Origin of the sequence: Desulfonatronospira sp., assembly GCA_003563255.1 — a bacterium.
Lineage (GTDB): Bacteria > Desulfobacterota > Desulfovibrionia > Desulfovibrionales > Desulfonatronovibrionaceae > Desulfonatronospira.
The window spans coordinates 17,503-31,293 of sequence record PWSL01000082.1; the positions used below are offsets into that span (position 1 = coordinate 17,503).

Here is a 13,791-nt window from a genome sequence, read left to right on the forward strand (position 1 = left end):
AGCCTTCCTTAAATCAGTTTTTTGTTCTGCAGGACTTCCTTGAGTCTGGCCTGGTTTTTTTCCTGCATGGGTACCAGGGGCAGCCTTAGTTCCAGCTCGATTTTTTTCATGAGGGCCAGGGAAGTCTTTACGGGTATGGGATTTGTCTCGAAAAACATGGCCCGGCAAAGGGGAGCCATTTCAAGGTGCAGCTTTTTGGCTTTTTCCTGATCGTTGTCCATATATGCCTTGCACAGAGAGTGCATCATATTGGGGACGATGTTGGAACTGACAGATATTACTCCATGTCCACCCACAGCCATAAGGGGCAGCACGATGGAATCCTCCCCGGAAAGAACAGTAAAATCCGGCCCGCATTCCTCGATAACTGAAGAGACCTGGGTCAGATTGCCGGTGGCTTCTTTGATACCCACGGCTTCAGGTACTTCCCTGAAAATCCTGGCCACGGTATCCGGCAGTACGTTCAGGCCGGTCCTGCCAGGTACGTTGTAGATAAAAAACGGTATGGGTACTTCCCTGGCTATGGTCTTGAAGTGCGCCAGAAGTCCGTCAGGAGTGGGTTTGTTGTAATAGGGAGTGATGAGCAGGGCCGCATCAGCACCTGCTTCCTTGGCATACCTGGTAAGATCAACGGCTTCGCTGGTGCAGTTGGAGCCTGCGCCGGCTATTACAGGCACCCTCCCCTTGACCTGGTCCACGCATACGCTGATGGTACGCTTGTGCTCTTCATGGGAGAGAGTAGCGGACTCTCCGGTGGTGCCGCAAGGGACTACACCATCTATACCCTGCTCCAGCTGCCACTCGATGAGATTGCGATAAGCCTCTTCATCCAGCTGATTGTTTTTAAATGGAGTTACCAGGGCAGTATAAGCGCCGCGGTATAGCATAACAGCCTCCTTTGAATTATATGATTTAACTTGCGGGTTAACACTACAGCGAAACTAACGCAGGCTGTGCCCGCAACCCAAAATAAAGAAGTGCTCTTATCCGTAACAGTGACTTACTCCTGAAATCCTGTCATAAAAAACAAGAAATTGTTATCAGTTAATTGTTAACACTACAGCGAAACTTATTGATTGACCTCCGGGGACTGGCTCTCCCCGCACTTATTTTTAAAACCTCTCAATCATCCTTCACAAAAATAAGTGCGGGGAGAGCCAGTCCCCATGCCACATGCAAATGGCTAAACTGTTACTCTTATCCCAATTGGGACAGTCCCACTGCCATGCGCTGAACCCCGGCCATAGCTCAAATTTTTCTTGTTTTTTCTGACCCCCGGATAAACCCTGCTCCGCAGGAACGCTTTCAGCGTTGTTTATCAGGGCAGTCAGGGTTTCAGGAGTAAGTCACTGAATTCAGCTCTTGCTTTTGGGAACATCCAACCCGAAGGTATCCAGAAAAACCATTCCCTGGTAAATGAAATCAGCTTTACCGGTTAAAAAAATGCTGTCATCCTGTAGCTCAATATTAAGCAGTTCTTTGCCTGAGGTTATTACCTGCACCGAATCGGCGCATAATCCCAGGGCTGCGGCAACTACCACCGAGGCAGCTGCACCAGTGCCGCAGGCAAAAGTCTCATTCTCGACTCCCCTCTCAAAAGTCCGAAGAAATATATGCCCCCTGTCCTTTATCTGTATGAAGTTTACATTGGTTCCTGCCGGCGAAAAGTCTTGGTGCATCCGGATCTGACGTCCAAGCCCAAGCACATTCACCTTTTGGACATCGTCGCAAATAACTACAGCATGCGGTACGCCGGTATTAACAGAGTGTACGTTGACCGGGGGATCCTCCACAAAATTGAGCAGATTGTGCAACTGCAGGTTATCTGCAGAGGTGAGCTGCACCCGGACTTTGCCCTTATCCTTAACCTGAGCTCTGATTGCACCTGCATCAGTCCCGAAGACCTGTTCTTTTCCTGCCAGTCCAAGCCTGTAGGCCAGCCTGGCTGCGCACCTGGAACCATTGCCGCACATTTCAGCACGGGATCCGTCAGCATTGAAAAAATGCCAGATAAAGTCAAAGTCAGGCAACCCGGAGGGTTCCAAGAATATCATACCGTCTGCGCCTATGGCAAAGCCCCTGGGACAAAGGGTCTTGGCCCAGATGGACATGGATTCCCGGGGGAGTTGCAGGGCTGTGTTATCCCAGAGGATAAAATCATTGCCGCTGCCCTGCATTTTGAAAAAATGCTGCATATTGGAAGATAATGGTTTCATGAAGAAGCTCATCAAAAAAACAGCCAGAAGGTTAAGTTGGTTTAGCCCTGCAATACCAGAGCAGGAGGTCGTCCAGCTTTCAGGCGGGTATTGCTGCTAATTATTCAAGTACTCCTTGAGTTCTTTTCCTGCCCGGAAAAAAGGCAGCCTTTTGGGACTTACCTGGACTGGATCACCGGTTTTAGGGTTTCTGCCCTGGTAGCCTTCATATTTCTTGATCTTGAAGCTGCCAAACCCCCTGATTTCCACCCGGTCACCATTTTGAAGTGCTTCCTTCATGGAATCGAAAAAAATTGAAACAATCTCTGTGGCTTCTTCCATGGGAATGTCCCTCTCGTCAGCCAGACGTTTGATCAATTCGCTTCTATTCATGCGTTGAGCTCCTTTTAAAAATGAATCGTCTTTTTTTTCCTCGTGTCCCCATACCATAAACATACCATAAAAATAATCATGCTGTTCCCAGATGTTTGGCCTTATGAGCAAAACGATGTGTAAACAATTTAATTTCGTATTTTGAGGGCAACGTAGCAGATTTTTATTTTATTGATTAATTACAATGAGTTACTTGCATGTTGCTGTTGGCTTAAGAGTACAGAACCGAAAAACGAAATTAAAAGGTTGACACTGATCAGGGCATGTTTTTTGCTAACCATAGCCACAAACAATAGATTAGCTTGGCACGTTGCTACAACTGAAAATGATATGGGGACAGCACGAAAAAAACAGACTTAATAAAACAAGGACTGGGAGAGCCAGTCCCCGTGCCACCTGCAAATGGCTAAACTGTTACCAAAAATGAGACACTTTTTAGCACAAAATGATGCTCAAGTGGGTCTCGGAGTGCCTGTCCCCTGCTTTCCTTTAAAAGCGCTAAACAGATACCTCTCTTCAATCTATTATATCTGTGTCAATCTGCTTGCCCGGTGAAATAGACAAAGTCTCAGCGCAACGGATTTCACCGGGTGTGATCTGTGGGCAAAGAACTCGTTTCTTATCAGGGTTGCGGGTACAGTGCGCGTCAACACCAACAAGGGCAAAGCCTGCGTTGATTGTATAGCGTTTCCAGGGTGGAATCAAGTAACAGGCTCCCCCATCTGGAGAGGAGGAGTATCGGCGATATACTGCCTGGCTTCGGCGCGCATCTGTATCAATGTATCCGCTACCTGCATAATATCCCTTGATGCTGTGGAACGCGGGGCAAACTGCATAACAGGCCTTTGTTTGCGAACTGCATCCAGTACTATGGGGTCGTTTCTGACATGACCGAGGTAATTCACCTCCAGATTCAAAAACTTACTGCAGGCGGCTCTGATTCTTTCAAATCCACGTCTGGCCTCTTTTTCTGATTCCACCATATTGACCAGTATGTAAAAATCCTTCACTTTCTGCCTTGTATACAACACTTTTATCAGGGCATACCCGTCTGTCAAAGATGTAGGTTCCGGGGTTATTACCACCACCCGCTTGTGGGTCATCTGGGAAAAAGTCCGCACTGTACGGCTTATTCCAGCCCCCACATCCAGAATCAGAAAGTGGTACTTTTGAAGCAGGCTTTCCAGTCTTTGAATAATCTGCATCTGCTGATCTTCGTCCAGGTCCAGCAGATCTGAAACCCCGGAAGCAGCCGGTATAAGGCCAAGTCCGCTGTTTTCAAGCTTGTAGATAATATCGTGGGCCAGAGCATCGTCGTCCAATATTTCGTTCAGGGTTTTATCCGGTGATATGTCCAGCATAACATCCAGATTGGCCAGGCCCAGGTCACAGTCAACTATAAGGGTGTTCTGGGCGGCGTTAAACAAGGCATAAGCAATATTAAGAGAAAGGTTTGTCTTGCCCACTCCCCCTTTTCCGCTGACAATGGACAGGCTGAGGGTCCTGTTTTTATGCTCCATTTTTTTAAACCTTTACTTGAACATTTTGATTAGGATGATTCAGCACTTATTTTCACCACCATGCACTCCAGCCGAGGGCGGCCTGGGGTTTTTTGCAGCAAATCGGCTGCAAAGAGAAGTCTCAAGGGGACTGCCCCTCACCGGCCTGGAAAAAATATCGAAACACTGCTCATACAGCCAGGCAAATGCGGCACAGTCGCCTGCTTTCCTTGCGAGCGCTTTGCTGATGTTACTTGAGTAAAAATTTTTTTTCATCTTTTTGCACCAGGGATTCTGAGCTGATTGCGTCCTGAAATATTTCAGTCCTGACAGCGTCCTTACCCTGCTCCTTTACCAGGTAAAGCTGCCTGTCCACATCGGCAATAAGTCGTTCAGCCGTAGTTGCAGTCCTGCCCCTGTATGTAGCCGCCCCAATGGACAGGGTGTAGCCAACCTCTACTTGGCTTTGAGGGCAGGAAACCTTCATCTTGCGTACTTTCTGCAGAATGCGCCAGAAAAGCGGTTCGGCCTTGTATCTCCCGGTGCCGGGCAGTATCAGTGCAAATTCCTCTCCGCCGATACGGGCTGCATAATCATTAGCCCTGATTTCGTTTTGTAAAGTTTCAGCCAGATTTCGGAGCACTGCATCTCCACAAGGGTGACCATAGGAGTCATTAATCTTTTTAAAATCATCAATATCCATCATGGCCAGGGTCAAAGGCAGTTTGAATCTGAAGGACCTTTCCACCTCTCTGTCCAGTATCCTTTGAAAAAAACCGCGGTTGTACAGGCCTGTGAGGGCATCCCTGTCCCGGGCCCGGGCCAGGTTTTCGATTTTTCTGGAGAGTTCCATGAGAGCCGGAAACTGTTCCTTGCTTAAAGGCAGGGTAAGCCAGGAAGGATCAATCAGGGAATCCAGATTCATGCTCTGCAGGTCCTGAGTGTCAATATCTTCCAGGATGCGAACCAGGGCCATCCCCTGTTTTTTTTGACCGGGGTTCCGGCTGCCTGATTTTTGCAAAACCTTTTCCAGTTCATACAGTTCCTGCATGAGTTTTTCCTGGTCAGGTATAATACTGGCAGCGGTATTGGAGGCGGTTTTATTCATGTCTATGCAAAAGATAATTGCGGATCAATGCGTCAATATTTCCATCCAGTACACCGTCCACGTCCGAAATTTCGGTGTTGCTCCGGTGATCCTTTACCAGACGGTAGGAATGGAGGGTATAGGTCCGGATCTGGCTTCCCCAGGCGATACTCTCCTTGGCTGCATACTTTTCCTGTCTTTCGTCCTCCAGTTTTTTCATTTCCTGGTCATACAGCTTGGCTTTTAAGATTTTGAGAGCTGCTTCCCGGTTGCGTCTCTGTGATCTTTCGCTCTGACACTGGACCACTATGCCTGTAGGCAGATGTGTAATGCGGATTGCCGAACTGGTCTTGTTGACGTGCTGCCCTCCGGGACCGCTGGCTTTGAATACGTCCACCCGCATGTCCTCTTCTTTGACTTCAATACTGATATCATCGGAAACCTGGGGATATACATCCACTGAAGCAAATGAGGTATGTCTGCGTCCGGATGCGTCAAAGGGGGAGATGCGGATGAGTCGATGTATTCCCCTTTCGCTTTTCATAAGGCCGTAGGCGTACTCTCCAGTGACCTGAAATGTTACGCTTTTGACGCCTGCCTCATCTCCTGGAAGGTAGTCCAGATAATCCAGCTTAAAACCACTGTTTTCCACCCAGCGAGTATACATGCGCAAAAGCATCTCCACCCAGTCCTGCGCCTCGGTACCTCCTGCCCCGGGGTGAATTGAGACTATTGCCGGATTCTTGTCGTCTTTTTCGCTCAGCAGGGAGGCCAGCTCGATCTTTTCAAGTCTTTGACTCAGGGCAGCCAGACTGTCCCCAAGAGCCTGCAGAACATCCTGGGACGGGTCATTTTCAGCAAAAATCAGCCATTCTCTTGCCTCTTCCTGAAGACTTTCAAGGTCTTCATATTGTTTTATATTGTCTTCGAGAGTGCTTTTTTCCTTGAGAACAGGGGTGAGTTTTTCCGGGTTGTCCCAGACCCCGGGCCTGGAAAGTTCATGCTCGATTTCCTGAAGTCTTTGCCTCTGTGATTCCAGGTCAAAGCCGCCTCCAGAAAGAAGAAAAACGTTCCAGAACCTGGTCTGCACGGGTCTTGAGATCGGATAGTTGTATCATGATACTGTTGATGTCTGAGTAGTTGTATTGTAGCTTGAGAGTTTGTATCGATTCAGCGCTTTGCATGTGGCACGGGGACTGGCTCTCCCCGCACTTATTTTTAAAACCTGTCAATCATCCTTCAGAAAAATAAGTGCGGGGGTGCCTGTCCCCTGCTTTCTTTAAAAAGGGCTAAACTGTTACAAAAAACAATTCCAGAGAAAGTCTGGAATGCCGGAATAAATCCCCCTGACTGGTATCGATTCATGCCGTGGAGTCCAAAATGAAAGGCTTTCCGGATGATGACCGAAAGGGCCGTATCAGACACAGAACAAGCCCCGAAAGGCTTATTGCCACAATGGACCAGTTGATGTGCCAGTACCAGACATTATAAATGGTTTTCCGGTCCAGAAGGGTTACACTGTCTTTGAGAATGGCCTCCTGAAACAAGGGGGTTTTTCTGTATACATTGCCTGCTGGGTTTATAAAGGCCGAAATACCGGTATTGGTAGCCCTGACCACAAAGCGTCCGTGCTCAACTGCTCTGAGTACGCTTAAATGCAGATGCTGCTCAGGGGCCGAGGTTCTGCCGAACCAGGCGTCGTTGGAAATATTAAGCAAAACGTTCCCCCCCTGCTGCACTCTGTCCCTGACCAGCCCGGAAAATATTATTTCATAGCAGATGAGCATCCCCAAGGCAAGGTTTTCATGTTCCATTGGGGCGGTGGCCCTGCCCGGGGAAAAATCCATTGGTCCGGCCACCAGACGATTCAGAAAAAAAAGCTGGTCAGGCCATGGAGTGTATTCCCCGAAAGGCACCAGGCGCTCTTTGTCGTAATGATCCTGTATATAACCCTGCCGGGATATCCAGAAGGCCCTGTTGTAGAGTTTGAAATTTTTGCCGTCATCCAGCATTTCGTAAGCAGGGGCGCCGGTAATGAGATCAATGCCCTGGTGCTGGGCAAAATCCAGCACCATAAAACTCAGACGGCTCTGCTCCTGCAGGTAAAAAGGCATGGCGGTTTCAGGCCAGACAACCAGGTCCGGATCATGTCTCCGGAGTCCTTGAAGAGTAAGGGATTTATACTTCTCAACGGTTTTAACCTGGCTGTCTTCTTCCCATTTCATTTCCTGGTCCACATTGCCCTGGATAATTAATATGTCTATGGAGGGTCCGTCAAAATTGTCCTCAGGGAGAAAAAAACCGTATCCCAGAAACAGGGCAATCATAACCAGGGCTGCGATTACAGAGTACCTGTTTCGCTGGTAAAGCCAGATGCCTGCACAGGCCAGGACCATTGCCAGGCCGTAGCTGCCTACTATGGAAACCGCCTGGATGGTGCCGGGCCAGATGCTGAAGGCCTGAGCCGTTATAAGCCAGGGAAAACCGGTTAAAACATACTCTCTTGTATATTCGAGAAAGCCCCAAACAGCTCCTCCGAATAAGCCCATGGCAAACCAGGAAAACCGCCTTTGCAGCATGAAAACCATTACCACGTAAATACTGCTGAAAACCCCCAGCACAAATCCCAGTAGAAGGGGGCAGAAAACAGCCAGTATCAAGGGAAAATGTCCGTAATAATAGACCGGAACCAATATCCAGTATAGTGTAGCAGCATAGGCGGTCCCTGATACCAGTAATGCCCACCTGAAAGCCTCTATTTTGCCGGCTGCATGAAAGGCGATAACATTCAGCCCAAGGAAATAAAGGAAAATAAAAAATGGGATCTGTATTAGAGGATTGGCAAAAGCCAGAAACAGTCCTGGAAGGCAAAGTAAAAACGAGACCCAGAAAATGCTTCTGCTGAAAATACTATACCCGTTCATTTGCTTAAAGGACGGATTTCCAGCCATTGAATGTTTTTAGTGTTTGCCTCAAGAACTACATATTTGAAAAGGGTATCAGAAAACTCTTCTCCTTTTTCTGGTACTTTTCCAGCCAGGTGACTTACATAGCCCCCTACCGTCTCGACCTGTTCAGAGGGAATTGATATTCCATACTCTGCCAGTTCATCCAGTGTTGTACGGCCGGCAACATGATAGCTTCCGTCTTCCATAACCTGCACTTCCTGTGGACGTGGAGGGTCGTACTCGTCTTCTATTTCCCCCACGATTTCTTCCAGAACGTCTTCCAGGGTTACAATGCCGGAAGTACCGCCATATTCATCCAGAACAATACCCAGGTGAATATTCTGACTGCGGAAATCCATTAATATCTGCCTGACGTTTTTGGTTTCCGGGATAAAATGAGGCTCACGCATCATGGTCTTTACAGATACATCCCCCTCCTGAAAGAAGTGCTGCAAAAGGTCCTTGGCATGAATCAGGCCCACCATGTGATCTTTGTTGTCCCGGTACACCGGGAGCCTGGAGTGACCGGACTGCATGATGGATTCTGCCACCTGTTTCAGGGTGTCATTTTCTTCTGCACATACCAGGTCGGTTCTGGGAACCATAATTTCAACAGCCTGTTTTTCATGCAGGCGAAGGATGCTGAGAAGCATACTCACTTCTTCGGTCTTGATTTCTCCTTCTTCGCTTGCTTCCCTGATGGCCTCTTCCAGCGAAGCATCGCAACGTGATCCGAATATCCTGCGAACCATGCTCCATAATTTATTTTCTGAAGCCTCTTCCAAACCATTCCTCCAGCTATAGGTTTAATCCGGAAGTATCTGTTTAGCGCTTTGCATGTGGCACGGGGACTGGCTCTCCCCGCACTTGTTTTTAGCGTATGTGAAGATCATTACAGAAAAATTAGTGCGGGGGTTGCCTGTCCCCTGCTTTCCTTAAAAGCGCTAAACAGATACATCCGGAAACTGTTCTTTGTAATCATTCAAGGGGATGCCTGAACCGGCCTCCCTGAATGGTTACCCGTGACCAACTGCATGTTGTTTCAAAATTTGTGCTGAACGTCTGAACAGATTGCCGGCAGCGACTTCCAGGCCACCCGGTAAGCCTTATCTTACGGCTCCTTGACCCCTTTCTCACGGTAAAACTGCAAATGCTTCTGCACCACCCAGTTGGTCATTTCTTCCACCCCTTCCCTTTGATCCACCTGTTCCCACCGGGATATCTTGCCGGTATCCGGATCCAACTGAGCGCAAAAAACGTATTGCATGCCCAGAATGTAATAACCCTGCTGGTCAGTAAAGTAATTCCTGATTCTGCCCACAAAATAAAATGTCTGATAAGAGGTATCAGGGTCCGGTTGATCCCGAAGCTGTAAAAAAATAATCAGGGTTGGATTCTTTTTTATAAATTCGTCTATGGGAGTAATCAATTTGTTCCAGATACTTATACTCATCCCACCCCCGGAAAGATCTTCTAGTCTCAACTGGGGCTTGCCGCCACTGTGAACGTATTCGGCAAGCGGTTGTTCCTGGTGCATGATATCCTTGGCCAGTGCACCCTGGCTGTCTGTAAGTGCGGGCCAGACCTTTAAAGATTTGATATAAGCCGGGGGCGGTTCCAGGCGCAGGTGCATCCTCTTCTGCTCAAGCTTAAGGGCGCCGGGCACCGCAAGTTGAATCATTGGCCCACTGCTGTCAACAGGCAGACCGATGATCCTTGAATCAAACTTATAATAAAGCCTCTTCTTCCTGTCTATACGGATTGAAAAAAAAACAATTACCGTTCTATTGATCCAGCTTTGCCTGGGTTTTAAGTGCTGTGGGGGTTCAACGGTGATGCTGTTTTTGGTAAGGTCCTGAATGAGGCAGGAAAGGTGCTGTCCCTGAATCCTGAAATACAGTTCCATACGGCTGCCCTGGCCCCAGGCGCTGTCCAGTATCTGCATGATATCTTCTCTGGATGTCAGGGTGAAAGGGCTTATATCTTGAGATTCTCCGCCTTGCCTGAATTTTTTGTTCAGAATGTACCCCAGGACAAACAGCAGCACCAGGCCCAGGACTATGCCCAGAACAATAAAACCGGTACCCAGCATGGGTGTCTGATGAAACCCCTCGGAAATCTGCGGCCAGAACTGGGCAAAACCTAAGTAAGCATCTGAAAAAGCATGGTACGAGGTGGACAATGTACTGCCTCTGGAAGTTTAGGTGTGGGACAGGAAGTTCAAATAGTTTTTTTACCCTTTTTTAAAAAGATCTGCAATGCTGAAAGAGTTGCAGGAGTTATGCCGGAAATTCGTCCTGCCTGGCCCAGGGTTCCCGGACGAATGGAGGACAGCTTCTCCACAGCTTCTCTAGAAAGGCCCGGTATCTGGCTGTAATCCAGGTCCCGGGGAAGCCTGGTGTTTTCCAGATCCCGGGTGCGCTGAGCCATTTCGCGCTGACGAATGATATAACCCTCAAACTTGATGTCCGTCTGCACCTGCTCCAGAACAACCTGGTCATAACCCTCAAGCCCGGACCACAAAGGCTGAAGGTCCTGGATGTTCATTTGGGGCTGTTTCAAAAGCTCCGCCAGAGATGCCGATCTTTTGGGCGGATGGGCCCCTATGTCTTCCAAAATTTTGACGGTGGCCCGGTCAGGTCGGATAACAACGGATTGCAGAGCATCTTTCAGGTTTTTAATACTTTTCTGTTTATATTGAAAGGTTTTCCAGTGTTCATCACCCACCAGGCCGATTTCCCTGCCCAGAGGAGTGAGCCTTGCATCGGCATTGTCTTCCCTCAAGAGCAACCTGTATTCCGCCCTGGAAGTAAACATACGATATGGTTCCTCAGTGCCCCTGGTTACCAGATCATCCACCAGCACTGCCATATAGGCTTCATCTCTTTTGAGAAGAAAATCTCGTCCGGACTTGCGGGCGAAGATATTCAGGGCTGCCCACAGACCCTGGGCCGCAGCCTCTTCGTAGCCTGAAGTCCCGTTTATCTGCCCTGCGCAATAAAGTCCTGACACAGCCTTGGTTTCCAAATCCGTTTTCAACTGGGTGGGATAGATGTAGTCATATTCTATGGCATAGCCCGGACGGACGATGATAGCCTGTTCCAGACCAGGAATGGTTTTGAGCACTTTTTTCTGCACATCCAGGGGAAGGCTGGTGGAGATGCCGTTGGGGTAAACCTCATGGCTCTCCAGCCCTTCGGGTTCCACAAAGATCTGGTGCCTCTCCTTTTCTGGAAACCTGGCCACCTTGTCTTCAATGGATGGGCAGTATCTGGCCCCGGTTCCAATTATTTGACCCTGAAACAGGGGGGAGCGCTCAAGATTGGCATTGATGCATTGGTGGGTGCTGCTGCTGGTGTAGGTAATATGACAGGGCAGCTGCTTCAAAGGGCTGGGTTTGCGCTGGAAACTGAAAAAAGGCAACGGATCATCACCTCGCTGCTCCTGCATTTTTGAGAAATCAATACTTTCTTTTAAAAGTCTGGGAACTGTTCCGGTTTTAAGTCTTCCAAGCTTCAGCCCCAGGCTGCCAAGGCTCAGGGAAAGTTCTGTGGAAGCGGGATCTCCTAGTCTTCCTCCGGAACAGCTGTCAGGGCCTACGTGGATAAGACCTTGCAGAAAAGTCCCGGTGGTAAGCAGGACGGCAGAACTCCTTATTTCCTCCCCAAAGGCAGTGCGGACTCCATAAATTCTTCCTTCACTTGTCAGCAGGTCCCTGACAAAGGATTCCAGAATGTAGAGATTCTCAAGGGAAAAGATTGTACTCCGGGCATGATACAGATAACGGTCCCGATCCACCTGGGCGCGGGTAGAGCGCACAGCCGGGCCCTTACGGGTATTGAGTCTTCTGAACTGTATGCCTGAAGCATCAGCCCAAACGCCCATGATTCCTCCCAGGGCGTCAATCTCCCTGACCATGTGGCCCTTGGCCAGGCCTCCAACGGCGGGATTGCAGGATAGGTGACCGATGCGATCGATGTTGCTGGTGAGGACAAGGGTTTTAAGGCCCAGACGGGAAGCGGCATGGGCGGCTTCACAACCGGCATGGCCGGCCCCGACTATGATCAGGTCCAGTGATTCGGGGAATTCTTTAATCATTATGCCTGTCCCCGGTGGCCGAGGCAATAATTAACACAAAGTGTCGCTGGAGTGCCAGCAAAGATTTGAATCATTTCAAGGATTTATAGCCATCATTGCCATGACCTGAGCGTCCTTGAGGGTGTTGCGAATGCTGGAGCGCTCGTTGGGCTGATGCGCCGTGCCTTCCAGCGTGGCCCAGACTACGGCACTGTATCCTCTGTGCCGTAGAAAGGCCGCCACAGTTCCCCCGCCTACCCCCTGGGGCCTGGGGTGCACCCCGTAAATCTTTTCAATGGCCCTGCCCAGGCTGCGCACCACCGGGCTGGAAGGATCCGTATGCGGGGCGGCTTGCTGCTGATAAACCACTTCGTAATGGATATGAACGCCGTAATTTTGTTCAATCACTGTGCCAAGCTCCCTGGCCCGGTCGATGATGTCTGTAATAGCATAGTCAGAAAGAATACGGCAATCAAGGTAAAAGACATCCATTCCCGGGATTGTGTTGATATTGGGTACGTTGGCTTCTTTCTTGGTGGGACAGAAAGTGGACCCCGGCGGACTGAATAGATCGTTTTCACGAGGAAACAACATGTGCAGTTCATCCAGCTTCAGGATAAAGGCTGAACTAGCCACCAGGGAATTGATGCCCTTGACGGGAGTTGAGGCATGGCACTGCCTGCCCTGAACAGAAATTTTGAGCCACAGCATGCTTTTTTCAGCCACTTCCATCATGGTGGAATCACTGGTGCCGAAATCCGGAACCAGGAAAAGGTCGTCTTTTTTAAAAAGGTCCTTGCGGGTGTCGAGGACATAAGGCAGACCATAATCGTTACCGGTTTCTTCGTCGGAAACCATAATAAGCCCCAGGTTGATCTGTGGCTGGATGCCCAGCTCCATGAAAGCTCTGGCCGCCATGACGGAAGATACGATGCTCTGGTGATTATCCTCCACTCCACGCCCGATAATGGTATCTCCATCCACAACCAGAGTGTAGGGATCGCTTTGCCAGAGAGCAGGGTCCCCTGGAGGAACAATATCCAGGTGACTGATTATCCATAGTGTTCTGCTGGAATCCTGTCCCTGGATCCAGGTTGCCAGGTTGGGCCTGTACCCACACTCTACACGCTCATCCGGGGCATTGATGTGGATGATTTCCTGGAAACCGCAATCATTGAGATACTTGTGCATGAATTCGGCCTTTGCCTGTTCCCCGCTGCCTGCATTGGAGGGACCGAGGGCAGGGATTGACACCAGTTTTGACTGCAGATCCACGACTGCATCTGACTGTTTTTCCAGGAGCTGTATGAGTTTTCGCATAGCTTGACCGGGTATGAGCCTTGGTGCCGGATGCACTCTGTCTGCATCCGGCATAATAATTAAAAATTTACGTAACAGTTCTGTCGCTTAGCATAAATAACTTGCTGGCAACTTATTTCTGAAGCGGGCTTTGCCCGCAACCCAGATAAGTAAAGAGTTTTTGGCCCACCCCAGTAAAATGGGAAGAAATTTTACGGGGCAGGCAGATCACACCCAGTGAAATCCGTCCCAGTGAAACCCCCTTTGGGGAGTCCCAAGGGACTGTTTCACGG

General features: G+C 49.2%; 11 protein-coding genes. All 11 read right to left on the minus strand.

The genetic code is table 11. The features are described 5' to 3' along the window. Positions 1–8 precede the first annotated feature (8 nt). Positions 9–887 (minus strand): 4-hydroxy-tetrahydrodipicolinate synthase, encoded by an 879-nt coding sequence (gene dapA / locus QZP87_RS02455; RefSeq protein ID WP_291321332.1) that lies wholly within the window; start codon positions 885–887, stop codon positions 9–11. A 468-nt stretch (positions 888–1,355) separates the two neighbouring features. After that, a complete protein-coding gene (dapF, locus tag QZP87_RS02460) occupies positions 1,356–2,216 on the minus strand; it encodes a diaminopimelate epimerase (protein ID WP_291321333.1) in 861 nt (286 codons plus the stop codon). Between the two features lie 96 nt (positions 2,217–2,312). Further along, positions 2,313–2,588 carry an HU family DNA-binding protein gene (locus QZP87_RS02465; protein ID WP_291321334.1) on the minus strand — a complete coding sequence of 92 codons (276 nt, stop codon included), beginning with the start codon at positions 2,586–2,588 and terminating at the stop codon, positions 2,313–2,315. A 701-nt stretch (positions 2,589–3,289) separates the two neighbouring features. After that, positions 3,290–4,108: a MinD/ParA family protein gene (locus tag QZP87_RS02470; RefSeq protein WP_291321335.1), complete on the minus strand. Its 819-nt coding sequence runs from the start codon at positions 4,106–4,108 to the stop codon at positions 3,290–3,292. A gap of 229 nt (positions 4,109–4,337) precedes the next feature. Beyond that, positions 4,338–5,195, minus strand: coding sequence for a GGDEF domain-containing protein (locus QZP87_RS02475; protein WP_291321336.1), 858 nt, complete (start codon positions 5,193–5,195; stop codon positions 4,338–4,340). Beyond that, positions 5,188–6,292 (minus strand): peptide chain release factor 2 gene (gene prfB / locus QZP87_RS02480; RefSeq protein ID WP_291321337.1). Its coding sequence is split into 2 segments (ribosomal slippage): positions 5,188–6,216 and positions 6,218–6,292, totalling 1,104 coding nucleotides; the frame shifts between segments, so codons are not numbered across the junction. Before prfB ends, QZP87_RS02475 begins: the two co-directional genes overlap by 8 nt. Before the next feature lie 243 nt (positions 6,293–6,535). Continuing rightward, positions 6,536–8,098, minus strand: coding sequence for an apolipoprotein N-acyltransferase (gene lnt, locus QZP87_RS02485; RefSeq protein ID WP_291321338.1), 1,563 nt, complete (start codon positions 8,096–8,098; stop codon positions 6,536–6,538). Next, positions 8,095–8,907 (minus strand): hemolysin family protein, encoded by an 813-nt coding sequence (locus QZP87_RS02490; RefSeq protein ID WP_291321339.1) that lies wholly within the window; start codon positions 8,905–8,907, stop codon positions 8,095–8,097. Before QZP87_RS02490 ends, lnt begins: the two co-directional genes overlap by 4 nt. A 326-nt stretch (positions 8,908–9,233) precedes the next feature. After that, positions 9,234–10,304, minus strand: a complete 1,071-nt coding sequence (locus QZP87_RS02495) for a hypothetical protein (protein ID WP_291321340.1) — start codon at positions 10,302–10,304, stop codon at positions 9,234–9,236. Between the two features lie 38 nt (positions 10,305–10,342). Beyond that, the gene (gene mnmG / locus QZP87_RS02500; protein WP_291321341.1) at positions 10,343–12,220 is read right to left on the minus strand and encodes a tRNA uridine-5-carboxymethylaminomethyl(34) synthesis enzyme MnmG; all 1,878 of its coding nucleotides are present in this window, start codon (positions 12,218–12,220) and stop codon (positions 10,343–10,345) included. Positions 12,221–12,295: 75 nt separating this feature from the next. Beyond that, positions 12,296–13,519: a M20 family metallo-hydrolase gene (locus QZP87_RS02505; protein ID WP_291321342.1), complete on the minus strand. Its 1,224-nt coding sequence runs from the start codon at positions 13,517–13,519 to the stop codon at positions 12,296–12,298. Positions 13,520–13,791: the final 272 nt, after the last annotated feature.

Coding starts and splice junctions, on each gene's coding strand:
- QZP87_RS02465 (WP_291321334.1), bottom strand. CDS start 2,588: ATGAATAGAAGCGAATTGATCAAACGTCTGGCTGACGAGAGGGACATT.
- lnt (WP_291321338.1), bottom strand. CDS start 8,098: ATGAACGGGTATAGTATTTTCAGCAGAAGCATTTTCTGGGTCTCGTTT.
- dapF (WP_291321333.1), bottom strand. CDS start 2,216: ATGAAACCATTATCTTCCAATATGCAGCATTTTTTCAAAATGCAGGGC.
- QZP87_RS02505 (WP_291321342.1), bottom strand. CDS start 13,519: ATGCGAAAACTCATACAGCTCCTGGAAAAACAGTCAGATGCAGTCGTG.
- dapA (WP_291321332.1), bottom strand. CDS start 887: ATGCTATACCGCGGCGCTTATACTGCCCTGGTAACTCCATTTAAAAAC.
- mnmG (WP_291321341.1), bottom strand. CDS start 12,220: ATGATTAAAGAATTCCCCGAATCACTGGACCTGATCATAGTCGGGGCC.
- QZP87_RS02475 (WP_291321336.1), bottom strand. CDS start 5,195: ATGAATAAAACCGCCTCCAATACCGCTGCCAGTATTATACCTGACCAG.
- QZP87_RS02470 (WP_291321335.1), bottom strand. CDS start 4,108: ATGGAGCATAAAAACAGGACCCTCAGCCTGTCCATTGTCAGCGGAAAA.